25 protein-coding genes and 1 tRNA gene are annotated in these 23,922 nt (G+C 33.6%); 15 read left to right on the forward strand and 11 right to left on the reverse strand.

From position 1 onward, the window contains the following. Positions 1–26: 26 nt before the first annotated feature. On the reverse strand, positions 27–1,496 hold the full coding sequence (locus tag QYS49_RS13970) for a M20/M25/M40 family metallo-hydrolase (RefSeq protein WP_308348115.1): 1,470 nt from the start codon (positions 1,494–1,496) through the stop codon (positions 27–29). 80 nt (positions 1,497–1,576) lie between these two features. On the opposite strand from QYS49_RS13970, the gene QYS49_RS13975 reads away from it, so the two are divergent. After that, the gene (locus QYS49_RS13975) at positions 1,577–1,993 is read left to right on the forward strand and encodes a nucleoside deaminase (protein ID WP_308348116.1); all 417 of its coding nucleotides are present in this window, start codon (positions 1,577–1,579) and stop codon (positions 1,991–1,993) included. Here the strand turns inward: QYS49_RS13975 and QYS49_RS13980 are convergent. From QYS49_RS13980 to QYS49_RS14000, 5 genes are all read right to left on the reverse strand, one after another. Next, entirely contained in the window at positions 1,986–2,603 is a 618-nt protein-coding gene (locus QYS49_RS13980; RefSeq protein ID WP_308348118.1) for a hypothetical protein, read from the reverse strand. The two genes, QYS49_RS13975 and QYS49_RS13980, sit on opposite strands and share 8 nt — an antisense overlap. Further along, positions 2,603–3,574: a YheT family hydrolase gene (locus QYS49_RS13985; RefSeq protein WP_308348119.1), complete on the reverse strand. Its 972-nt coding sequence runs from the start codon at positions 3,572–3,574 to the stop codon at positions 2,603–2,605. Before QYS49_RS13985 ends, QYS49_RS13980 begins: the two co-directional genes overlap by 1 nt. Positions 3,575–3,695: 121 nt before the next feature. Beyond that, positions 3,696–4,088 (reverse strand): hypothetical protein, encoded by a 393-nt coding sequence (locus QYS49_RS13990; protein ID WP_308348121.1) that lies wholly within the window; start codon positions 4,086–4,088, stop codon positions 3,696–3,698. Between the two features lie 239 nt (positions 4,089–4,327). Beyond that, positions 4,328–5,005, reverse strand: coding sequence for a molecular chaperone DnaJ (locus QYS49_RS13995; protein WP_308348123.1), 678 nt, complete (start codon positions 5,003–5,005; stop codon positions 4,328–4,330). A gap of 91 nt (positions 5,006–5,096) precedes the next feature. Next, entirely contained in the window at positions 5,097–5,486 is a 390-nt protein-coding gene (locus tag QYS49_RS14000; protein WP_308348124.1) for an START-like domain-containing protein, read from the reverse strand. A gap of 169 nt (positions 5,487–5,655) precedes the next feature. On the opposite strand from QYS49_RS14000, the gene QYS49_RS14005 reads away from it, so the two are divergent. Both QYS49_RS14005 and QYS49_RS14010 read left to right on the forward strand, forming a co-directional pair. Continuing rightward, a tRNA-Met gene (locus QYS49_RS14005) sits at positions 5,656–5,729 on the forward strand. A 102-nt stretch (positions 5,730–5,831) separates the two neighbouring features. Continuing rightward, positions 5,832–5,960, forward strand: a complete 129-nt coding sequence (locus QYS49_RS14010; RefSeq protein ID WP_308351585.1) for a GIY-YIG nuclease family protein — start codon at positions 5,832–5,834, stop codon at positions 5,958–5,960. A 241-nt stretch (positions 5,961–6,201) separates the two neighbouring features. On the opposite strand, the gene QYS49_RS14015 is transcribed toward QYS49_RS14010, so the two are convergent. The 3 genes from QYS49_RS14015 to QYS49_RS14025 all read right to left on the reverse strand — a co-directional run bounded on the left by QYS49_RS14015 (position 6,202) and on the right by QYS49_RS14025 (position 8,591). Further along, the gene (locus QYS49_RS14015) at positions 6,202–6,795 is read right to left on the reverse strand and encodes a tetratricopeptide repeat protein (protein ID WP_308348126.1); all 594 of its coding nucleotides are present in this window, start codon (positions 6,793–6,795) and stop codon (positions 6,202–6,204) included. Between the two features lie 83 nt (positions 6,796–6,878). Further along, positions 6,879–7,730, reverse strand: a complete 852-nt coding sequence (locus QYS49_RS14020) for a DUF3108 domain-containing protein (RefSeq protein ID WP_308348127.1) — start codon at positions 7,728–7,730, stop codon at positions 6,879–6,881. 45 nt (positions 7,731–7,775) lie between these two features. Next, the gene (locus QYS49_RS14025; protein ID WP_308348129.1) at positions 7,776–8,591 is read right to left on the reverse strand and encodes a 2,3,4,5-tetrahydropyridine-2,6-dicarboxylate N-succinyltransferase; all 816 of its coding nucleotides are present in this window, start codon (positions 8,589–8,591) and stop codon (positions 7,776–7,778) included. A gap of 22 nt (positions 8,592–8,613) precedes the next feature. Between QYS49_RS14025 and QYS49_RS14030 the strand changes: the two genes are divergently transcribed. From QYS49_RS14030 to QYS49_RS14065, 8 genes are all read left to right on the forward strand, one after another. Beyond that, positions 8,614–9,744 carry a glycosyltransferase gene (locus QYS49_RS14030; protein WP_308348131.1) on the forward strand — a complete coding sequence of 377 codons (1,131 nt, stop codon included), beginning with the start codon at positions 8,614–8,616 and terminating at the stop codon, positions 9,742–9,744. 128 nt (positions 9,745–9,872) lie between these two features. After that, positions 9,873–10,535, forward strand: coding sequence for a metal-dependent transcriptional regulator (locus QYS49_RS14035; protein ID WP_308348133.1), 663 nt, complete (start codon positions 9,873–9,875; stop codon positions 10,533–10,535). After that, positions 10,516–11,454 (forward strand): metal ABC transporter solute-binding protein, Zn/Mn family, encoded by a 939-nt coding sequence (locus QYS49_RS14040; RefSeq protein WP_308348135.1) that lies wholly within the window; start codon positions 10,516–10,518, stop codon positions 11,452–11,454. The genes QYS49_RS14035 and QYS49_RS14040 overlap by 20 nt, the downstream gene beginning before the upstream one ends. Further along, positions 11,451–12,236, forward strand: coding sequence for a metal ABC transporter ATP-binding protein (locus QYS49_RS14045; protein ID WP_308348137.1), 786 nt, complete (start codon positions 11,451–11,453; stop codon positions 12,234–12,236). Before QYS49_RS14040 ends, QYS49_RS14045 begins: the two co-directional genes overlap by 4 nt. 1 nt (position 12,237) lies before the next feature. After that, on the forward strand, positions 12,238–13,530 hold the full coding sequence (locus QYS49_RS14050) for a metal ABC transporter permease (RefSeq protein WP_308348139.1): 1,293 nt from the start codon (positions 12,238–12,240) through the stop codon (positions 13,528–13,530). Positions 13,531–13,609: 79 nt separating this feature from the next. Further along, the gene (locus tag QYS49_RS14055) at positions 13,610–14,197 is read left to right on the forward strand and encodes a plastocyanin/azurin family copper-binding protein (RefSeq protein ID WP_308348141.1); all 588 of its coding nucleotides are present in this window, start codon (positions 13,610–13,612) and stop codon (positions 14,195–14,197) included. Positions 14,198–14,251: 54 nt separating this feature from the next. Beyond that, positions 14,252–15,133, forward strand: coding sequence for a metal ABC transporter permease (locus QYS49_RS14060; protein ID WP_308348142.1), 882 nt, complete (start codon positions 14,252–14,254; stop codon positions 15,131–15,133). A 30-nt stretch (positions 15,134–15,163) separates the two neighbouring features. Beyond that, on the forward strand, positions 15,164–15,628 hold the full coding sequence (locus QYS49_RS14065; RefSeq protein WP_308348143.1) for a thioredoxin family protein: 465 nt from the start codon (positions 15,164–15,166) through the stop codon (positions 15,626–15,628). A 313-nt stretch (positions 15,629–15,941) separates the two neighbouring features. Here the strand turns inward: QYS49_RS14065 and QYS49_RS14070 are convergent, their stop codons facing one another. After that, positions 15,942–17,966 carry an oxidoreductase gene (locus tag QYS49_RS14070; RefSeq protein WP_308348145.1) on the reverse strand — a complete coding sequence of 675 codons (2,025 nt, stop codon included), beginning with the start codon at positions 17,964–17,966 and terminating at the stop codon, positions 15,942–15,944. A 108-nt stretch (positions 17,967–18,074) separates the two neighbouring features. Here QYS49_RS14070 and QYS49_RS14075 point away from each other — a divergent pair, with 108 nt between their 5' ends. Then, positions 18,075–18,536: a DinB family protein gene (locus QYS49_RS14075; RefSeq protein ID WP_308348147.1), complete on the forward strand. Its 462-nt coding sequence runs from the start codon at positions 18,075–18,077 to the stop codon at positions 18,534–18,536. A 50-nt stretch (positions 18,537–18,586) separates the two neighbouring features. Here the strand turns inward: QYS49_RS14075 and QYS49_RS14080 are convergent, their stop codons facing one another. Next, complete coding sequence (locus tag QYS49_RS14080; protein ID WP_308348149.1) at positions 18,587–19,660, reverse strand: o-succinylbenzoate synthase; 1,074 nt, start codon at positions 19,658–19,660, stop codon at positions 18,587–18,589. A gap of 102 nt (positions 19,661–19,762) precedes the next feature. Here QYS49_RS14080 and QYS49_RS14085 point away from each other — a divergent pair, with 102 nt between their 5' ends. The 3 genes from QYS49_RS14085 to serA all read left to right on the forward strand — a co-directional run bounded on the left by QYS49_RS14085 (position 19,763) and on the right by serA (position 23,896). Continuing rightward, positions 19,763–20,983, forward strand: a complete 1,221-nt coding sequence (locus QYS49_RS14085; RefSeq protein ID WP_308348151.1) for an S-adenosylmethionine:tRNA ribosyltransferase-isomerase — start codon at positions 19,763–19,765, stop codon at positions 20,981–20,983. 17 nt (positions 20,984–21,000) lie between these two features. Further along, complete coding sequence (locus tag QYS49_RS14090) at positions 21,001–21,894, forward strand: mechanosensitive ion channel family protein (RefSeq protein WP_308348153.1); 894 nt, start codon at positions 21,001–21,003, stop codon at positions 21,892–21,894. Between the two features lie 115 nt (positions 21,895–22,009). Continuing rightward, a complete protein-coding gene (gene serA / locus QYS49_RS14095) occupies positions 22,010–23,896 on the forward strand; it encodes a phosphoglycerate dehydrogenase (protein ID WP_308348155.1) in 1,887 nt (628 codons plus the stop codon). The last annotated feature ends 26 nt before the right edge of the window (positions 23,897–23,922 follow it).

Consider the following 23,922-nt stretch of genomic DNA (forward strand, 5'->3'; position numbering starts at 1 on the left):
TTCATTCGTAATTTTCAAATTCGTAATTATTCACCCCATTTCCATTCATTTCCTAATTCTAGTTCCTCTTTCAAACCTTGGTCGATTAAGTATTCTTTGGTTTGTTCAAAATCTAATTTTTTAGCAGGAATTTCCTTTAAATTAGCTAATTCCCAAAGGAACATGGCTCCTAAACGGACAGTATTTTCAAGATGTTCTTCATTTACCAAATCAAAATCATCTCCATTAGAGTGATAATAACTATAGACCTTTTTTTCTAAATTACCTACCAGCCCCACTACTGGGATTCCTTCCATCATAAATGATTGATGATCACTATGTAATCCTGCCTTATTGGCATTTGTGTTTTCAAAACTTGAATCAACAGCTTGTATTTTTGTACCGATTTCATCAAAAACCGGAACCATCTCTTTTCTTCCAGTAGCATTAAAGCCTTTTGGATTTCCGCTCATATCGATATTCATCATATAGGCAACATTTCCTAATTCTCCTTCATCTGCCAACATCTTTACCATTTCCTTAGAACCCAGCAATCCTTGCTCCTCTCCCATAAACATTACAAACTTAATATTTCTCTTAGGTTGTAAATCAAGTGCTTTATAAGTTCTGGCAATATCAAGTATAGCGGCAATTCCAATTCCATTATCAATCGCTCCAGTTGATAGGTCCCAACTATCTAAATGTCCACCAATGATGATATTTTCATCTGTATTTTCCTTTGCCGGAAGAGTCGCAATTACATTTCTGGACTTAATCATCTCACTTGTATTACTCATTTGAATATGAGCAGAAATTTCTTCACCATTATTCAATTGCTCCTTTAATTCCATCCCTTTTTCATAGCTAATACAAATAGCAGGAATATCTATTAAACTACCTGTTACAGAGGCAGTTCCTGTTAATAATACTCCACCAGGAACTTGATTTGTAATAATGATGCCTTTAGCACCATATTCAATCGCCAAAGCTGTTTTTTCAGAACGATGGATATTTTTCAATCCTTCAGGACTTTCATCTAAAATTCCGATATATACTAATGCGATTTTACCTTTAACTTCATTTTTTAGGCTATCAAAATCAGCTCTTAATCCATTGCCTACATCTATCACTTCATGCTCCACATCAGCGGAAACTGGAGAATGGCCCAAAGAAACTACTGCTTCTACTTCTTCATTATTAAATTCAAGTCTAACTGAATCACGAGCCCAAGCTTCCACTTCAAATTCATGATATTCAACATCTTCATATCCGTAAGATTTCAAAAGTTCATAAGTATATTCCTCCGCCTCAGCTCCATTTTCTGAGCCAGTCAAACGGTGGCCTATGTCGGAAGTGATTTTTTCAAGATTTGAATAGGCTTTACTATTATCTTGAACTTCTTGATTTATCGACTTTAAAACATTCTGTTCTTCTTTTTGATTAGGATTACATGATAAAAGAAGGAAAAGCGGTAGGCTAAAAACTAGCTGTTTTATGTTTTTATGTGTATTTTTCATTCATATTTTATTTGAAAATTGAAGTTAAGCAAATCTTAGCACAATATTGAAATTCTAATGCACCGTAAATAAAAAAGCCTATGAATATTGAATTTTGGATGAAAATGGCTATTGATTTAGCAAAAGAAAGTAAAACTCCTTTTGGTGCTGTATTAGTGGATCCTGAGGGACAGCATGTAAGTGGCTACAATACTACTATCTTGGATGGCGCAGTTGCACATGCTGAAATTAACTGTATCAATAAAATCAAGCAATTAGATCATGATAGAGCGGAAGAATTGACTTTAATCACTACAGTTGAACCTTGTCCTATGTGTATGTCAGCTATAATATGGGCTGGTATTGGAGAAGTCATTTACGGTTGTGATATTCCCACTGCCGCAAAATATGGCAATCAAATTAATATAAGAGCAAAAGAAGTAGCGGCTGAATCATGGTATGCTCCTATTATAAATGGTGGAATTTTAGAAAAAGAATGTGAGAAATTATTTAAATAGATAATGATTTAAGATAATTTCTAAATTCTAAAAATTCTTCTAATTGATGTTCTGGTATTTTATGGAGTTGCATTTGCTCGAAATAATCATAAAAAACAGCTTCGGTTATCTTTTCTCCTTCTAAAAATCTCAAAAGATAACTCCTCTGACATAGCTTAAACAAATTGGGTGGCTTTTGAATACTATTATAAATTACATTAATTAAATGATTTGAAAGTCTGCTCAATTCGCATAATTCATCTAACCAATTAAAGCCTGTCTTTACCAGAGCATTTTCTATTTCAGCTAGTATTTTTGAAAGTTCAATTTCATTGTGAATGAAACCTCTTTTTGAGATCTGTGAAGAGATTTGAGAAAGGCTTTCCCAATAACTCAAACTTAACTTACCTGATTCTTGATTATAAAAGCGAAAAATATATTCTTCTACCTTATCAACTTTAATGGCTAATTTGACTTCCAACATAAAGCCATCTTCATATGGTGTGATATTCAACACCACCATTTTACTTCCGCTTTCGAATGGATGATGAAAGGCATCAAATCCTTCAATTTTGAAATATTGAAAGTCATTTAAAAAATCTTCTAAATTTTGAATGACTTTCGTTTTCATTATGATTTATTTAAAATTTCACTAAAAAAAGAAAATGCTCTTTCCTCTGCATAAGTATAAGTTTTTCCTTTTTGTAAAAAGCCTACATGTCCACCACGTTGAGTTAATTCCAATACAATATTTTGATTTCGCTCAGCTTCTGACTCCGGATAACAATCACCCGTTAGCATTGGGTCGTTTAACGCATTTAAAATTAAAGTGGGGATATTAATATTTTTTAAATGAGGATAACATTGAACACTATCATAAAAATCTTGAGCATCTTTATATCCAAATATTTTTGCACTGTAATGTGTGTCAAATTCATGAAAATCAGAAAAGCTTTGCCATGGTTTCACTTCTATCAAACCTGGATATTGCTCCTCCTTCTCTCTTAATTTGATATCGAGTTTACGCATGAAGCGATTCTGGTAAAATTTATTTTTCTTCAGAGCCAACATTCGCGAACTGCTTGATAAATTACAAGGAACACTTACTGCCATCGCTCCTTTTATCTCAGGATATAAGTTATCCCCATTTTCACCTACATATTTCAAAGTTAAGCTTCCTCCCATGCTGAAGCCGACCATAACTATTTCTTTATAGCCTTCTTTAAGAGCTTTAGAAACTACTTCTTCAACATCTTGTGTAAACCCATGATGATATAAAAATTCTCTGCGGTTTATTTCACCACTGCAACTCCGGCAATTCCAAGCCAATACATCCCAATTATTTTGACTAAACAATTTAGCTATGCCCAAAATATAAGGTCGATCTGCACTGCCTTCCAATCCATGAGAGGCAATAATTAGTCTGGAATTATTGTTTTTCACCCAATCAATATCCAAAAAATCACCATCCTTTGTTTCAATTCTTTCACGCTCATATTGAACACCTTTAACCTTTCTTAATGCACTAGGAAATATGGTTTCCATATGCTGATTAAATAAATAAAAGGGTGGTTTATATTGATTATTTCTAATTATTGGCATTATAATTTCTTTAAACAAAGCCGAAGATAATAAACACTTTCATGGGCTTCATTAAAAAGCATAAAAAAACCCGTTTGTTTCCAATCGGGCAGTTAATATATTTTGCAAAGCTTTTTAGGTTTTAAGCGGTAGCTGATTGCTTTGAAGTACTCATTTCATATTCATACAACCACTCCTGTCCAGCTTCTACTGAGTCAAATAATTTCATTTTTCTGCCAGTTGCTGCAATTATTGAATTTAAAATCAAAGTTGATAATTTACTTAGTCCGCAAACAACAGTTGCTTTTGATTTAGGATTATTCTTTTTTACCGTTTCTTTAATCTTGGACAAAAGTTCTTTGTTAAATCTTGCATCAGTAGCATTAACACATGACAAAACCGATTTATCTGGAAACTCTGCTACCAATTTTTGAACTGCATCAAAAGTAGGAATAGCTTCTCCACCATTTGTATTTTCTATATCGGTATAAACCATTTTAACCCCTTTGTAATTAATAACTTTGCAATACGACATAATTAAATTAATTTTATATTTTTTATCACTTATTTAATTCAATCAAATTAAGTGATTTTTTCACTTTTTAGGAAATTTTCAAATAAAAGGATTGAAGAAATTCTATTATTTTAGACAAAACACCTAAATATTAGGATAAAACTTACCTATATGGTAATGACAAATAAATCTTGAAATTGTTTTAAAAAAATGGAATTGAAAAAACTTCCTAGGAAAACACCTTCACACCTAATCTCAAACTAATTACTCTCAGTATGATTGCAAATAACTTCGGTGCTTGTACTGCCACTACCTAGGCAATTTGGACAGTATGTATATAATTCCTTTTCTCCTTCACATACAGGGCATTCGTTTATCCCCTTTCCTTCACATTGATGACATGTTTTATAACTTCTATTGCCCATAGCCCCTAATTGAATCAGTACGCCATCACCACTACATGCCGTGCAACCTACTTTTCCTTTAGCTTCACAATAGTCACATTTTTTAAGCAATTGTTTTTCACCGTTGCAAGTTACACATGTTTCCAATCTGTAACCACTCAAATCGCAATATTGGCAAGACAAACTTTTATTAAGTTGAAGTTCCAATAGCTCTTTAAGTTCTTCGGCATTTTCATAATAGGTGCCAGCTTTACCCATTATTTCAAAATATTTATCCAAAAAGCTTTGACTATTTTGGTATTGCCCGATCTCATATAATGTTTTTGAAAACAAATAGGGCATCTCTGAAGGTAATTTCACACCTAATTTTAAGATTTTACGAAATTGTGTATTGGCACTTTCATAATCGCCTTTTTGCATAGCGACTTGAGCATTTTCATAATAGAAATTTAGCGTTTCTTTCTGAGCTTGGGCAAAAGAAGTTTCTAAATTGAACAGAAAAAAAGATACTAGAACTAGAAAAATATATCTCATTATAAAATCAACAATAAATTAATTGGAATAGGATTTACTAACTAAGAATAAACGCACAAATCTAATAAAGATTCCTGAAATCCTAGAAATATTATCCTCCAACTATTTCTTTCAAATTATTGATTAAACCTTCCCAAACATCATACTGTTCTTGATCATCTTCAAAGTCAGAATAATCAACTACTTTCATGTACATAGATTGGGTGAGTTCATTTTCATCCAAATGAATTTCAATATAAGCGGGGTCGTCTTCCTCTCCTTCTTCGGGAAATTCAAATTTAACAAATTGATTAACCCTGTGTCCTGCCATAATCGCAGGATGATCTTCATCATCATAAATGAAATTATATTCTTTATCTTCATTGATATTTACATCATCTGCAAACCATTGCGATAAACCACTAGCTGTACTTATATAAGGATACAGCATTTTCTTTGAGGCATTAATTTCGAAATCACCTGTGAATTTTTTCAAGCCCATAATAAGTTCATTTTTTGTAGTTGATAAGTTAGGATTAAATATCATATATCACAATAAATTCTTTTTCATTTTTTATTTGGAATATGAAATCATAATTCATTATGTTTGCACTCCAATTTCGGATACGCTATTAGATCAAACGGATTAATAGCACTAAAAATTGTTATTTGGCGAGGTAGCTCAGTTGGTTAGAGCGCAGGATTCATAACCCTGAGGTCGGCAGTTCAAATCTGCTTCTCGCTACTATTTAAAGGCAGCTTCGGCTGCCTTTTTTTTTGTTTCAACCAATTTAAAGAAATGTTTAAAGTATACGTACTTTAAAGCCCCAATAATCATAAGATTTATATCGGATATACTTCTGACTTACCAAATCGAATGGACAGCCATAATATCTATCCCAAAGAAGGATCTACCGCTAAATACAGGGAAATTCTCTTCACAGAGGATTCTGATATTAAAAAAAGCAATCATTAGGGAAAGACAACTCAAATCTGTGAAGGGAAGAGATTATTTTTGGGAAGTAGTTTATGAAAAATATAAGCTTTAAATTAGTTTATTAGCTCAGTTGACTAGAGGGCAGTAAGCTACTAAACGACATTTCAGATGATAAACTGAAAGACAAGTATTCTTTTACCTACTTTTTTATTTTCCACAAAGCACAAAAAAAGGTGCTGAATCTGTATCCAACACCTTTTTAATCAATTAAGATTTTAAATTATTTGCAATATTCATCATATAAATCATCTGCGCCCTCATAGCCAATATTCTTAGCCGTCTGAATATCATTACAACCACCTGATTGATTTAAATACAATTTTAATGCTCCCCTATATAAAAAAGCTTCAGCATTCTCCCTATCATTATTGATAGCGATATTATAATATTCCATCGCCTTATCAATCATTCCTGCTTTGTGATAAGCCCTAGCTAATAAAGTAGCCGCTTTAGTAGAGTTTGTATTGAGTTTGTATGCTTTTTCGAATTGAAAAGCAGCATTTTCATAATCTTCTTCCCTATAAAAATTCTTTCCATAGCTTAAATAAGCCCCAATATTTCTGGGGTTTATTTCAATTACTTTTAGAAAATCCTTAACTGCCTTATCGTATTGACCAATCTCCTCATAAGCCCGACCTCTATTATAAATAGCAATCTCATGAGCAGGTTTCATTTCTAAATGCTTGTTATATGATTGGATAGCTTTTTTGTAGTCGCCAGAATTATAATATTGATTTGCTTTCTCCAATTCATCTTTATCTTCACAAGAAAATAAACAGATTGAAAAAAATAATAGAATAGATAAGTATTTCATTTTTTTGATAAATAAAATTTAAAAATGCAAAATTAATTGAATTGATATGGAAATGCTAAATAATAAGTAATTTGTTAAATAAGTTAATTACTCATATCAAAATTGATTGGATATTTAATGTTTCTAAAAGAAGTTATCTCTATTCCTCCAGACCCTACATAAAGCTCAGCATTAATTTTAAGAGGTATTTTATTTTTATCTGCAGAAAACCACCCTAAAACTGAATCTTCACCATCAAATATTTTTGTTTTTGGCATCACCGGGGTTACTTTATGAGCCCTTACTTTACCTATTGGAAGCTCTAATGTTTCATCACCCAAATACACAATTTCTAAGTTATAGAAAGTGTCCTCAAAAAAAGCAGGTACTTTTATAGTATCATTTGGCATCAATTTAGTGAAATCAACAGACCTAAAATATGCAAACCCACTTATTAAATCCCTGATTTGAGGTGGAAATTGATAATACATAGGCTCTCCGAAATCTTCATCATATTTCCCCATACTTTTAACTTCAAGCATTTGAGAATTATGATCATAATTTACGATTTCATTTTTCCTATACCCTCCTTCTTTAATGTTTCTATAAGCCTTATGAGGAACTAATGAAGTTGCATCTATATAACCACCCCAATGGTCATCAATCTTAGCAACCCAATCTACCATTCCAGTAGTTTTAGCTCTAACGTCAATTTTAAAGGCAGCTCTATTATTAATTTTATATTGATTTTTATGTACTTTTAATCTTCCCTTACCTACCGTTAAAAAACTATAATAGATCTTATATTCAATTTCCTCTCCACCTTCAAATGGAACATACTCTATTTCGGGAAAATCTTCTTGTGGTTCTTCAGAATATAAATCTTCATAACTTTTCTGCCCTAAAGCAGAAAAAATCAATAAACCTGAAAGGCAAACTAATATCAACTTCTTCATAAATAGGCTTCTTCTCAAATTAAATGCCAAACAATTTTTCAACGATTAAACTGCTACATTATTCTCTCTAAGCGCTGCATTAAGAGAGGTCTTTTTATCAGTACTTTCTTTACGAGTTCCAATTATTAATGCACAAGGAACTTGGTACTCTCCAGCTGGAAATTTCTTGGTAAATGAACCTGGAATTACAACTGATCTTTCAGGAACATAGCCTATATGTTCAACTGGTTTTTCACCCGTTACATCTATGATTTTTGAGCTTGCAGTTAAGGTAACATTTGCTCCAAGAACAGCTTCTTTTCCTATGCGAACTCCTTCAACAATTATACATCTTGAACCTATAAATGCATTGTCCTCAACTATGACTGGAGCAGCTTGGACAGGCTCCAAAACTCCACCAATTCCGACACCACCGCTGAGGTGAACATTCTTTCCAATCTGAGCACAACTCCCAACTGTAGCCCAAGTATCTACCATCGTTCCGCTATCTACATAGGCTCCTATATTAACATAAGATGGCATCATTACAACACCAGAATTAACGAAAGAACCATAGCGAGCTATAGCGTGTGGCACAACCCGAACGCCTAATTTTTCATAGCCTTTTTTTAACTTTATCTTATCATGAAATTCAAAAGGGCCAACATTTATAGATTGCATTTTTTGAAGAGGGAAGTATAAAATCACTGCCTTTTTTATCCACTCATTTACCTTCCAATTTCCCTCGCCATCTGGCTCTGCTACTCTAATTTTTCCATGGTCTAATTCTTCCACTACAGTCTTTACTGCAATCTGAGTATCCTTATCTTTTAACAATTCTCTATTGTCCCAAGCCTTTTCAATAAATTCTTTAAATTCCATTTTCTGTTTATATCTTTAATCTGTGGATGATAAAATAAAAATCTTAATCGCTTCGGTTCTTAAACCAGCAGATGATGTTCGTTCTTGTTATAAGATTGGACAATCATTAGCGCAAACAAATAAATATGAGGTAAATATCATAGGCTTTAATTCAAAAAAGAAAGCCAAACATCAAAATATTTTTCTTTTCCCAATTTTCAAATTTAAAAGAAATTCATTCAAAAGGTTATTAGCTCCTTTTTCAATACTAAAAATATACCTTCAATTAAAACCTAAACTAATATTAGTTAATACACCTGAATTACTGTGGGTTATGTTTTTAATCAGAATTTTATTTGGCACGAAAATCATCTATGACATACAGGAAAATTATGGTTTAAATATAAAGCAAAATCAGATTTACAGAGGAATAGCAAAATCATTAGCATTACTCTATATTCGGATAAATGAAAATCTTTCAAAACACTTTATAGATGGGTTTATTCTTGCAGAAAATATATATGAAAAACAGCTTAAATTTATACATAAAAAGCCCTATATCAAGCTTTTAAATAAATCTACAGAAGAAATACAAAAGGGAACCAACCCCATTAAGTTCACCAAATCTGATTCTTTAAAATTTATATATAGTGGGACGATAGGAAAGGAATATGGCACAATAGAAGCAATTGAATTCTGTAAAAAGCTGTATAATATCAACTCAAAAATAACTTTAACAATTATTGGCTATTCAACTAATATCCAGTATCTTAAACTAGTAAAAGAAGCCATAAGAAACGATGTATATATTCAATTAAAAACTGATGAAAAGCCAATTCCACAGTCTGAAATTATTACTGAAATCAATAATTCTGATATTGCTATACTACCCTATCAGTTAAACCCTAACATTTCAGGACGCTTCCCTACCAAAATATATGATTATCTGGCTTTAAGAAAACCTATGGTTATTCCGCCTCATACTCAATGGAAAGCATATCTGGATCAATATCAAGCAGGAATATGTACAGAATTCAATAATCCAGATATTGAAAGTTTTATGCAAGAATTATCATCTACAACTTTTTACAAAAAACATCCCAAAGATGAAATCCAATGGAATACTCAAGAAACGCTTTTAATAGAATTCATTAAAAAAATATTATCTAAATAATTTTTTAGACAAATCTAATTTCAACAAAAAAGCTATTTGAATTCAAATTAACCTAGTTTTAAATAATTAAGAAAAATATTTTTAGATTAATCTAATTTTATTTTACCTTGCATTAAATTTAAATATAAATGAAGAAACTTAGTTTTGCTGAGGAAAATTATTTGAAGGCAGTTTACCATCTCTCCAATGCAGGAGAATTGGATGTTACCACCAATTCCATTGCAGAGGAAATGGATACAAAAGCCGCTTCAGTTTCTGATATGTTGAGGAGACTTTCGGAAAAAGAAATGGTGGTTTATAGAAAATATCAGGGAGTGAAAATTTCTGAAACAGGTAAAACTGCTGCCTTACAGGTGATCCGGAAACACAGACTTTGGGAAGTTTTTTTAGTAGAAAAATTAAAGTTTAACTGGGATCAAGTTCATGAAATTGCGGAACAATTAGAACACATTAAGTCCCCCCTACTTATCCAAAGATTAGATGATTTTTTAGGTCATCCAAAGTTCGATCCGCATGGAGATCCTATTCCAGACGAAAATGGATTATTCAAAGAAAAGCCTCAAGTACCTTTAGCCGAAGTTGAGGTTTCAGGAGACGGAATTGTGGTAGCAGTGAAAGATACTAATTCAATGTTTTTACAACATTTAGATAGAATCGGGATTTACCTTGGAGCCAAAACTAAAGTCACCGAAAAAGTAGAATTTGATGGTTCAATGGAAATTCTAGTTGACGGAAAAAATAAATTATTCATCAGTAAAGAAGTAGCAGAAAATGTACTGGTCACACACTAAATTATTACTCTTCCTTTCACTTATTATTTTCACCTTTTCTTGCACAACAAAAGAAAAGAAAGAAGGGCAAACTTATATAGTTTGTACCACGGGCATGATCAAAGATGCGGTGGGAAATATAGTCGGAAATAAAGCCAACATTGAAGCCTTAATGGGGCCGGGAGTTGACCCCCATTTATACAAGGCAACTCAAGGTGATTTGAAGAAATTACAGCAAGCTGATATCATTGTTTATAATGGTCTTTTTTTAGAAGGGAAAATGGGAGATGTGCTCCAAAAATTAAGCAATAAAAAAACGGTAATTGCCATGGCAGAATTACTCCCAAAAAATTCTTATATCAACAACACAGAATTTCAAGGAGCCTTCGATCCTCACATTTGGTTTGATGTTAATTTATGGAAGAAAGCGGTTCAATTACTCAGCAAGGAATTAATAAATACAGATAGTATTAATCAATCTCTATTTCATAAAAATACTATTGATTTCTCAGATCAATTAGACAGTTTACATAAAGCAGTTCAAACTCAAATCAACTTGATACCCAAAGATAAAAGAGTATTGGTTACAGCGCATGATGCCTTTGCTTACTTTGGAAGAGCATATGAAATGGATGTGCGAGGTTTGCAAGGAATCTCTACGCTATCAGAATTTGGGTTAAGAGATGTCAGCAATTTGGTAGATTTTATAGTACAAAACGAAATACCAGCTATCTATACAGAAACTTCTGTTTCAGAAAAAGCCATAAAAGCGGTTTTAGAAGGATGTGGAAGCAAAGGGCATGAAGTGGTTATCGGTGGAAGCTTATTCTCAGATGCTATGGGTGAAGAAGAAACATTTGAAGGGACTTATATTGGAATGGTACATTCTAATGTAGAAAAAATTGTAAGTGGATTATCAAAAAACAAAATAGAGAAATGAACAGACAAGTTGATAATCCGATAATTGAAATTCATGACCTTTCTGTGGCTTATGAGCGCAAACCTGTGTTATGGGATGTAGACCTAAGTTTACCTGAAGGACAATTAATAGGTATAATAGGTCCAAATGGAGCAGGAAAATCCACTTTATTAAAAGCTATCATGGGACTGCTGCCACTCAATAGTGGTTATATTCAAATTAATGGCAAACCATTGGAAGAAATGCGTCACAAAATCAGTTATGTACCTCAAAGAGAAAGCGTGGATTGGGACTTTCCTACTTCGGTTTATGAGGTAGTGATGATGGGCCGGTATGGACAGCTCGGATTATTCAATAGACCAAAAAAAGCTGATAAAGAAATTGTGATGGATAGCTTGAGACAAGTCGGTATGGAAGATTTTAAAAACCGGCAAATTTCTCAGCTTTCTGGAGGGCAACAACAGCGGGTCTTTCTAGCACGTGCATTGGCTCAACAAGCGGATATCTATTTTATGGATGAGCCTTTCGCTGGAGTTGATGCAGCTACTGAAAAAGCAATAATAAAATTATTAGGTGAGATGTCTGCTCAAAATAAAACAGTAATTGTAGTGCATCATGATCTGCAATCTGTTGCAAAATATTTTGACTGGATTATCCTATTAAATATGAGGCTTGTGGCATCAGGACCAATCAATGAAGCTTTTACCCCTGAGCTATTACAAGAAACTTATGGCGGGAAACTAACGCTATTGACCGAAATAAGTGATTTAATTCAAAAACATAGATTTCCAAACAGAGAATAATATGTGGGAAAATGCACTTAGCTTTTTTGATTTTAATGATGCCAATGTGATCTATGTCTCACTGGGTACTATTATTTTGGGAGCAGGCGCTGCTGTAGTGGGCGCTTTTACTTTCTTCAGAAAAAAGGCTTTAATTGGCGATGCTATTGCGCATGCTATTTTACCAGGGGTATGTTTTGCCTTTATATTAAGCGGCACTAAAAACTATTTCCTCCTCATAGCAGGAGCATTTTTTACGGGTTGGCTTTCCATAATTGCTGTAGATTATATAGTGAAGAAATCAAAAATTAAAGAAGATACTGCTATAGGATTAATTTTATCTACATTTTTTGGAGTAGGAATAATGTTGCTTACTTATATTCAACAATCCGGAAATGCTGCACAAACCGGATTAGATTCTTTTCTTTTCGGTAAAGCCGCAAGCATGCTAGCTCAAGATGTAATAGTTTTTTCAGCTATAAGTATATTATTGATCATTCTTATATTACTTTTCTATAAAGAGCTTAAACTCATCACGTACGATAAAGATTTTGCTCACTCAGTTGGTTTACCAGTCAGATGGATTGAATTTCTTTTGAGCTCATTAACAGTTTTAGCGGTGGTTACAGGAATTCAAGCAGTTGGAGTAGTTCTAATGGCTGCCCTATTGATTACCCCAACAGCAGCTGCAAAATATTGGTCCGGTAGTTTGTCAATAATATTAATACTGGCAGCAGCAATTGGTGGTTTTTCAGGGGTTTCAGGAGCATTTATAAGCTATATAGCACCTAATATGCCAACTGGGCCTTGGGTGGTGATGGTATTATCAATATGCGCTATATTTTCAATTCTTTTTGCCCCTAGAAAAGGTTATTTTTCTCGCTTATGGCAGCAATTTCAAAATAGAAGACAAATTCAAGATGAAAATATATTAAAAGCTTTTCATCAAATTGCCGAATCAGAAAATTCATTTGGAGATCCAAAATCAATAGAAAAGCTGCGAGAAAAGCGTTATTATACTATTCAATTGATGAAGAAAATTCTTCTCCGATTAAAAAGACACGGTTACTTAAAAAGAACCAAAGAAGGCTATTACCTTTCAGATTATGGACAGCGAAAGGCAGCCAGATTAGTAAAATTACACCGATTATGGGAATTATATCTTACTGAATACTTACGAATTGCCCCTGATCATGTACACGAAGATGCTGATACCATTGAGCACTTAATTACGCCTGAAATTGAGAAAAGACTGGAAGAAAAATTAGGTTATCCTGAAGTGGATCCGCATAATTCAAAGATACCTTACGATTAAATGCAAAAAAACAAAACATAACCTTTATTCATACGATTGTATAACAAAAGAATTAATTAACATTTAAATAGAATTAACCATGAAATTACTAAAATTAACACTCAGTATTTTAAGTATAAGTTTATTCATTGCATGTGGAGGGAACAGTTCTAAAGAAGAATCTAATTCAAATGAAGAGGCTAAGACTTCTAAAGAAATCATGCAGCAGAGAGCTATGGAGAAAGAAAACTCTCAACAAGAGTCCACTTCAGAAAAAGAAAATGCTACTGCAGATAAATCCTCAAATGAAGATGTGGTGGAAATCACCATTGAAGGTAATGATCAAATGCGATTCAATTTAAATGAAATTAAAGTTAAAGCAGGAAGTACTGTTAAATTAACTTTAAAACACGTTGGAGAGATGTCCATTACACAAATGGGACATAATTGGGTCTTACTAAAACAAGGTACAGATATAATGGAATTCGGACAAAAAGCAGCTACTGCTAAAGAAAGAGGATATATTCCTGAATCTGAAGAGGATAAAGTGATCGTCTCTACTAGTTTATTAGGAGGCGGTGAAGAAGATACAATTGAATTTGAAGCTCCTGCAAAAGGTACTTACGATTTCATTTGTTCATTCCCAGGTCATGTCTCCTTAATGAAAGGTAAGTTTATAGTAGAATAAATTTTAATTAGGCATCATCTTGTGAAGGTGATGCCTTTTAATTTTAAATAAAACATGTCTGATTTTTATATAATTCTAACAGGAACATTAGTAGCCATTGCGTGTGGAATATTAGGCTGTTTTTTAATTTTACGAAAAATGGCAATGGTTGGAGATGCCATTTCTCATGCAGTACTTCCTGGTATCGTAATGGCATTCTTATGGTCAGGCAGTAGAGATTCAGTGACCATGCTCATCGGTGCTGGTACACTCGGAGTATTGACCACTATCATTATTGAATTTTTACATAAGAAAGGAAAACTTCAGACAGATGCGTCTATAGGCGTGACTTTTACTTGGTTATTTGCCTTAGGTGTGATATTGATTTCAGCTTATACTGGTCAAGTAGATTTAGATCAAGAATGTGTGTTATATGGCGAAATAGCTTACGTTCCTTTAGACACCATTATACTTTCATCAGGAACTGATATTGGTCCTAAAGCACTTTATTTAATTGGAAGCGTATTGGTTTTTGTTATTTTATTTGTAACTATTGGTTTTAAGCAATTGAAAATCACCTCATTTGATCCAGAATATGCAGTGGCCTTAGGTATTTCCGCAACACTTTGGAATTATCTTTTAATGGCATTTGTCTCTTTCACCACTGTGGCATCTTTCGAATCTGTAGGAGCTATTTTGGTAGTAGCTTTTTTAATTGCCCCAGCAGCAACCGCTTATCTTATCAGCAAAAAACTAAAAACTATGATTTGGCTAACTTGTCTGATAGGATTTATGAGTGCTTTTTTAGGTTATTATCTAGCTGCAGCACTAAATGCTTCTATTGCAGGTGCAATGGCAACAGTTTGTGGATTAATATTTGCTTTAGTTTTTACGTACGTACGAATTATGAGCAAAAAAGTCACAAAGGTTACAAATTTTGAATCTGCGAAGGCTTAAATTTGTTAGGAAAAAAATAATAAGTTAAATATGAAAATCAGTTTAATCAGTATAATAGGAGCTTTATCAGTTTTCGTGCTCTTTTCTTTCATTTCTAATCCAGAAAAAACTGAAAAGAAAGAAATTAATTGGCTATCAATTACTGAAGCCTATAAAATGAATCAGAAAGCGCCAAGAAAGATATTTGTGGATGTTTACACCAATTGGTGCGGTTGGTGTAAAAAAATGGATAAAGATACCTTTTCAGACCCAGAAGTGGTAGATATAGTAAACGAAAAGTTCTATGCTGTAAAATTAAATGCTGAGAATACTGAACCGATAACCATGGCTGGAGACACCACTACAGCTCAAATGATTGCAAGGTCTATGGGCGTTACGGGTTACCCTACTATAGTTTATATCAAAGAAGATTTTAAAACCATTCAGCCTGTTCCTGGCTATCAAAACGCCAAAAAATTTAAGGATACATTGGAGAAGATATTAGAATGGGAATAAATCAAGTGTTGAGGTGATTAGGTGAATAAGTGTTGAAATAATAGTGTCATATTGACTACGGCTTAAAAATCACTTATATACTTATGCTTATTTTCTTCCCACCAGTTTTGCTTAGCTTCTTCAGCTAACTTATCAATATCTTTCTGATTTGCCTGACTATCAGCTGTAGCCTCTTTATATTTTAGGTAATCAATAATCTTTTGCAGACCTTCAGTATCAATATTCTTTGACAGTTTAAAAATAATTTCGTCTGATATTCTAAATACTTACATATTACCAATATACGAAAAAAAATAGTTGATTTAAATAACGCTCAAATTTCTAAAGCCAACTCAGTAGCTTGCTTAATGGCTTTTTTAGCATCCAGCTCAGCCGCTTCGAAGGCTCCACCAATTAAATGTGTTTTAATTCCTTTTTCAGTTAATTCATTAAACAAACTCTTTTCTGGTAATTGACCAGCACACAGGATGATATTATCTACCTCTAATAATTCTTGCTTTCCGTCTTTAGTAATGTATAAACCTTTTTCATCAATCTTATCATATTGAATATTGGTCACCATTTTTACTTGACGGTTTCGTAATGAGTTTCTATGCACCCAGCCAGTAGTTTTACCAAGCTTCGCCCCCATTTTACCTTCAGAACGCTGCAGCATAATGATTTCTCTTGGAGTATCAATTTTAATTGGTTTGCCCTCAATTCCACCTCTTTCCTCGAAGTCCATATCTACTCCCCATTCTTTGAAAAAGGCTTGCAAGTCATCATGACTTTCTTCCTCAGGATGAGTAAGATATTCCGCCACATCAAAACCAATTCCTCCAGCACCTACAATGGCTACTTTTTTTCCAACTGGTTTATGCGCTTTCAAAACATCTATATAGGAAAGTACCTTTTCAATATCTTGCCCAGGTATTTTAGGATCTCTTGGATTTACTCCAGTTGCAACTACTACTTCATCAAAATCCTTCAAATCTTCAGCTGAGACTTTAGTTTCCAATTTTAAAGTAACTCCTGTTAATTCTATTTGCTTTTTGAAATAGCGAAGTGTTTCATAAAACTCTTCTTTTCCAGGAATTTGCTTAGCCATATTAAACTGACCGCCAATTTCTTGAGAAGCATCAAATAAAGTCACTTGATGACCTCTTTTAGCCGCTTCTGTACTGAAAGCCAAACCAGCAGGACCAGCTCCAACCACAGCAATACTTTTTGCTTTTTGTAATGGTTGGGCTATTAATTCAGTTTCATGACAAGCTTTTGGGTTCACCAAACAGCTACTAGTTATATTTTTGAATACATGATCAAGACATGCTTGATTACAAGCTATACAAGTATTGATTTCATCTTCCCTCCCCTGCTCTGATTTATTGATAATTTCAGGGTCTGCCAAAAATGGACGCGCCATAGAAACCATGTCCGCTTGACCTGAAGACAATATTTCCTCAGCCGTTTGAGGCATATTAATTCTATTGGTGGTAATTAAAGGAATTTTCACTTCCTTTTTCATTCTCTCCGTCACCCAAGTAAAAGCTGCTCTTGGCACGCTAGTCACAATTGTGGGTACTCTCGCCTCATGCCATCCAATTCCTGTATTGATGATGCTTACGCCTGCTTTTTCCAATTCCTTGGCTAACTGAACCACTTCTTCCCAAGTGCTACCATTAGGAATTAAATCTAGCATAGATAAACGGAAAATGATAATAAATTCTTTCCCAACCGCTTCTCTCACTGCTTTGGCTATCTCAATCGGAAATTTAATTCTGTTTTCATAGCTTCCGCCCCATTCGTCAGTTCTTTTATTAGTATGCTTTACAATAAATTGATTAATCAAATACCCTTCAGAACCCATAATTTCTACTCCATCATAACCTGCTTCTTTAGCTAATTGAGCTGATTTTGCATAATCCTTAATGGTGGATTTTATCCTCCTACCTGACATCTTCCAAGGTTTAAAAGGATTAATAGGGGCTTTTATGGCAGATGGTGCTAAACTAAATGGATGATATCCATATCTACCGGCATGCAATATCTGCATACATATTTTGCCACCTGCTTCATGCACTGCATCTGTTATAATTTTATGCTTTTTAACATGACTTTTTTTGGTCATTTGAATAGAAAAGGGCTTTAACCAACCTTGCCAGTTAGGAGAAACTCCACCCGTTACAATCAATCCAGCTCCACCTTTTGCTCTATCGGCATAGAAAGTCGCCATCTTTTCAAATCCATTTTTAGCTTCTTCTAAGCCAGTGTGCATGGACCCCATTAATACTCTGTTTTTCAGTTGAGTAAAACCTAAGTCTAAAGGTTCAAATAAGTGCGGATAAGTTGAATGTGCCATAGTTAAATTTAGTATGCATGCAGAACAAATAGCAATTTATATAATCTTTTTTAAAAGCCTTAAAATATCGTGAATTTATCTGTATTTTCGTCACAAAATTGAAATAATATGCAAGTAATCACTAATCATAAGGTTATCAGAAATAATTTTGAAAAGGTAGTAGAAAAGGTAAATGAAGCAGATTTAGTCATGATTCCTGCTGGCTTTAATAATCATATTATTTGGAATATAGGGCATGCGGTTGTTACACAGAATGTTTTGCTTTATGGAATGTCAGGTTTGGATTTCACACTTCCCACTGATTTTATAAAAAGATATAAAAAAGGAAGCTTTCCATCTGAGATTGAAAATCCTAAAACTGAATTGGAGCATATATTTGAATTAGGCAAAATTGCGGATGAGCAATTGGGTTATGATATTAGAGAAATGAGATTTAGTGATTACCAAAAGTATGAAACCAGTTTCGGAATTACATTAACTAGCTTTAATGATGCTTTGCAGTTTAACAATATTCATGAAGCGGTACATTTAGGGTATGTTATGGCATTAAAAAGAGCATTGGGGTATTAACCACAAAGGCCACTTTGATTTTCCTAAAATTGCATCAATAAGATTTTTAATCATAATTCCTCCCATTCCTTTGTAAGATCATAATAAGTCTCGCCATTGGCTATGCTGATAGGTGAGGCTATATTATTATGATATAATTGACCTGTCCCCAAGCCTTGAGGCATTTTTACTTTTAAATAAGATGCTAACTGGCAAATAGCATTTAAGCCGATATTAGATTCTAGCATACTGGTCATCCACCAACCAATATTCATGGATTCGGCTATTTTAATCCACTCCAAAGTAGATTGGATCCCACCAATCAAACTAGGTTTTAGAATAATATATTGAGGTTGGGTTTGTTTTAATAGCTTTTCTTTATCCTCATAAGCATTTACTCCAATCAGCTCCTCATCTAAAGCGATAGGCAATGGAGTTGAAGTGCATAGTTTTGTCATTTCATTTATCTGCCTTGCTTTAATAGGTTGCTCTATAGAATGTAAATCCAATGCTGCCAGTTGAGTTAGTTTACTCATGGCTTCATCAGGTGAAAAAGCGCCATTAGCATCAACTCTTAAGGTAATTTCATTTTTGCTAAATTTAGCACGAATGGATTTTAAAAGATTCAATTCAGTTTCAAAATCAATGGCTCCAATCTTCATTTTAATGCAATCAAATCCCGCATCTAATTTCTCCTGAATTTGCTTCTGCATGAATTCCTCACTTCCCATCCATATTAATCCATTGATCGGAATTCTTTCTTTACCTTGATAAAATGGGGTATCAAAAATTAGTTTTTTACCGCCTTGCAAAGCATCCAATAAAGCTGTTTCTATTGCAAAGCGAATGGAAGGAAAACCGTCAGGAGAAATATCTTTTGCAATTTCAAATGCTTCTTCTATAGATTTCGGAATTTGCATGCCAATCAATTGTTCGCAAACCTTTTCCAATTTAGTCTCCATTTGATCTAATGGCTCTACACTTAGTCCTTTCAAAGGCCCTGCCTCTCCTATTCCAATTAGTTTATTATCTGAAAACAGCTTCAAATACCATGTATCTTTTTCCTTTAGAGTACCACGAGAAGTACCTGCTTCAAATTTGAATTGGAGGGTGTGGTGTTGGATGGAGGCTGTAGTGAATTTCATATTGAATTAATATTTATGCTAATTTATAAAGCTTTTCTCTGTCATTTTAACTGAATTAGAAAAATATGCCCACTATCTTTGTGCTGAAATCCAGTGATGAAAATGAATTTATTAGAAAAAGCATCTCAAATCGACTTAAAAAAATATCAATACGAACTTCCTGAGGAAAAAATCGCAAAATTTCCTTTAGAAAAAAGAGACCATTCTCAATTATTGGTTTACCGGAAAGGAAATGTTCAACATCAGCATTTTTATGATATAAAATCCTATTTGCCTGAAAATAGCAGTCTGATATTCAACAATACTAAAGTAATCCCTGCTCGAATTCATTTTCAAAAGCAAAGTGGGGCTAAAATTGAGATATTCTTGCTTTCTCCATTGCATCCAACTCCAGAAGTAGCACAAGCTATGTTAGTGAAAAATAAATGTGTTTGGCATTGCATGGTGGGCAATCGTAAAAGGTGGAAAACCCAAGACCAGCTAGAAAGGTTTTTTGAAACGGATTACGGGAAAATTAAAGTAACTGCTACTTATGCGGATCATGAGCAAAATCATATCCAATTCAAATGGGATAATGAAGCAGTACCATTTGTAGAAATAGTGGAGTTAATGGGAACTACTCCTCTTCCACCTTATTTAAATAGATCGGCAACGGAAAAAGATAAACCACGCTACCAAACTGTTTATTCTAAAAATGAAGGGGCTGTTGCTGCTCCTACTGCTGGTTTACATTTTACAGATGCTATATTAAAAGACATTCAACAATCTCACCCTATTCATGAACTCACTTTGCATGTTGGAGCAGGAACTTTCCAGCCCATAAAGGCAGAAAATGTATTAGAGCATGATATGCATTGCGAGCAAATCCAAATCGAAAAATCCACTATTGAATTTTTAGCTAAAAACCATAATCCAATTATCGCTGTGGGTACTACTTCCATTAGAAGTTTGGAAAGTGCCTATTGGTTTGGGGTCCAATTAATTAATAAGGAAACCAATACCTTTCATATCAAAAAACTTTATCCTTATGAAAAAGGATTTGAAAATTTACCTAGCAGAAAAGAAAGTTTCCATGCCATTTTGGATTTCATGGAAACAGAGAATCTCGACAGTTTACATGGCGACACTGAGATTTTTATTTTCCCAGGTTATGAATTTCAGGTGGTCAATGGATTAATCACCAATTTCCATCAACCGGAATCTACCTTGATTTTATTGATTGCCGCATTTATAGGAGATGATTGGAAAAAAGTTTATGATGAAGCCTTAAAAAACAGCTATAGGTTTCTGTCTTATGGAGATTCTTCCTTATTATTACCTTAAATCAATATTTTCGATTTATGGAATCATTTGAAACTGGAATTAAAGACTTTTGGTCAAAACTAAATGAATTACTCAATGTAGTGATATTTGATATTAAAGGAAGTGATTTTACATTGCTCACGCTTCTTTTTATTATAATCTCTAGTATCCTATTAGTCTTTATATCAAAAAGACTCAGCAAGTTATTAGTTAGAAGAGTTTTAAATAGATACATCAAAGACACAGGAGTTTCGGATTCCATCGGGACTATCTTTAGGTATTCGGTAATCGTGATCGGATTCATTACCATTTTTCAGTCTGCTGGATTTGATTTAAGCACATTAGGTTTATTAGCTGGTGCGTTAGGTGTTGGTATTGGATTTGGTTTGCAAAATGTTACAAATAATTTCATTTCAGGAATCATTATACTTTTTGAGCGCCCAATTAAAGTTGGGGATAGAATTGAAGTTGGGGATATTAATGGAGATGTTTATTCTATATCCATGCGATCCACTACCGTCATCACTAATGACAATATTTCAGTGATTGTTCCTAATTCGGAATTCATCAATAGTCAGGTGATTAACTGGAGCCATAATGATAGAAGGGTTCGCTTCAAAATTCCGATCGGGGTTTCGTATAATGAAGACCCTGAAAAAGTACGAAAATTAGTTATAGGTGTGGCCAGAGATCATCCTGGAGTCTTGGATGAACCTGCACCTGATTTATGGTTCGAAGGCTATGGCGATTCTTCATTAGACTTTAACCTTACTATATGGACTTCAGACTTTATTCAAAGACCAGGTGTACTTAAAAGTCAATTATACTATGCAGTATTTAAGAAATTTGCGGAACATAAAATTGAAATTCCTTTCCCTCAAAGAGATTTACATTTAAAATCAGGATGGGAAAAGAAAATTGACAAAATATAAGTTAAAATAGTATCAGTATGGGTTAATTTAAGCATATTAATAACTTAATAAAGTCCTCAATATTGATAACTGAAATTGCTTAACAATAATTAGAATTTAATACCAATACCTCACCATGGATAAATATTTCATCATCGATTTTGACAGTACGCTTACCAGAGTAGAAGCAATGGATTTATTGGCTTCCATTTCACTTCAGGGCTTACCTCAAAAGGCTGCTGCAGAAGCACGAATTAAGGAATTAACCGATTTGGGAATGAATGGTGAGATTTCATTTCGTGATTCTTTAAAAGAAAGATTATTGCTATTAGAAGCAAAAGAATCCCATCTCCCACCATTGATTGAATTATTGAAAAAACAAGTTTCAATTTCTTTTCAGCGAAATAAAGAATTCTTTAAGCAATATGCAGAGACCATTTTTGTAATCTCTAATGGATTTAAAGAATATATCACACCTATAGTGACTGAATTAGGCATAAAAGAAGATCACATCTATGCCAATGAATTACTTTTTGATGATAATGGTAAAGTGATTGGATTTAGCGAAGACAATCCATTGTCAAAAGATGGAGGTAAAGCCGAGGTTATAAGAAAATTAGATTTAGATGGTGATATATATGTAATCGGGGACGGGCATAATGATTATGAAATAAAAGCTGCCGGTTTAGCTAATAAATTTTATGCTTTCACTGAAAATGTAAGCCGTGAAAAAGTAATGAAGAAAGCCGACCATATTGCCCCATCATTAGAAGAAGTACTATTTGAAAATAAAATTATGTCAGCATTTTCATATCCTAAGAACAGAATTAAAGTTTTGTTATTGGAAAACGTTCATCCAATTGGTGTAGATCTTCTGGAGAAGGAAGGTTTTACAGTAGAAGAATATCCAGCAGGCTTAGATGAGGAAGAACTAGCTGAGAAAATTAAAGGAGTTTCTATTTTAGGAATCAGATCCAAAACGCAAGTAACTTCAAAAGTCCTAGAAAATGCTGATCGATTAATGGCTATCGGGGCTTTTTGTATAGGCACTAATCAAATTGATTTGGAAGCAGCCCAAGAAAGAGGAGTTGCAGTATTTAATGCGCCTTTTAGCAATACGCGCTCAGTAGTGGAATTAGCTATAGGCGAAATCATTATGCTGACCCGTAATATTTTCGATAAAGCCGTGCTCATGCATCAAGGCAATTGGGATAAATCTGCTAGTGGAAGTAAAGAAATAAGGGGTAAAAAGCTTGGTATCATTGGTTATGGCAATATTGGTGCTCAGCTTTCTGTAGTGGCTGAAAGCATTGGTTTGGATGTTTATTATTATGATCTGGAAGAAAAACTTGCTTTAGGAAATGCCACTAAATTAGATAGCTTAAAAGAGCTTTTGCAAACAGCAGATATCATCAGTTTACACGTAGATGGTAGACCAGAAAATAAAAATGTAATCGGAGAAGCCGAGTTTAAATTGATGAAAGATGGAGTGATTTTCATTAATCTTAGTCGAGGTCATGTAGTAGATATTCCTGCATTAAAGTCAAATATAGAATCAGGTAAGATTAAAGGCTGTGCAGTAGATGTCTTTCCTGAGGAACCAAAAAGTAATAAAGATCCATTTGAATCAGAATTGAAAGGATTGCCTAATACTATTTTATCTCCGCACATAGGCGGAAGCACAGAGGAAGCTCAAGAAAATATCGGGAATTTTGTTCCTAATAGAATCATGGAATATATTAATACCGGAACCACAACCAACAGTGTAAATTTCCCTAATTTAACTTTACCTAGGTTACAAAATGCACATAGACTGATTCATATTCATAAAAACGTACCTGGCATTATTGCTAAAATCAATCAGCTATTTGCCAAGCACGAAATTAATATTGCAGGTCAATACTTAAAAACTAATGAAAAAATTGGGTATGTGATTACGGATATTGACAAGGCCTATTCCAAAGATTTGATTAAAGAGCTGAGGGCAATTGATCATACTATTAAGTTTAGAGTGTTATATTAAGTTAGCAGGTTGACGGGTTTTCAGGT

This window comes from Marivirga salinae, from assembly GCF_030503855.1.
Lineage (GTDB): Bacteria > Bacteroidota > Bacteroidia > Cytophagales > Cyclobacteriaceae > Marivirga > Marivirga salinarum.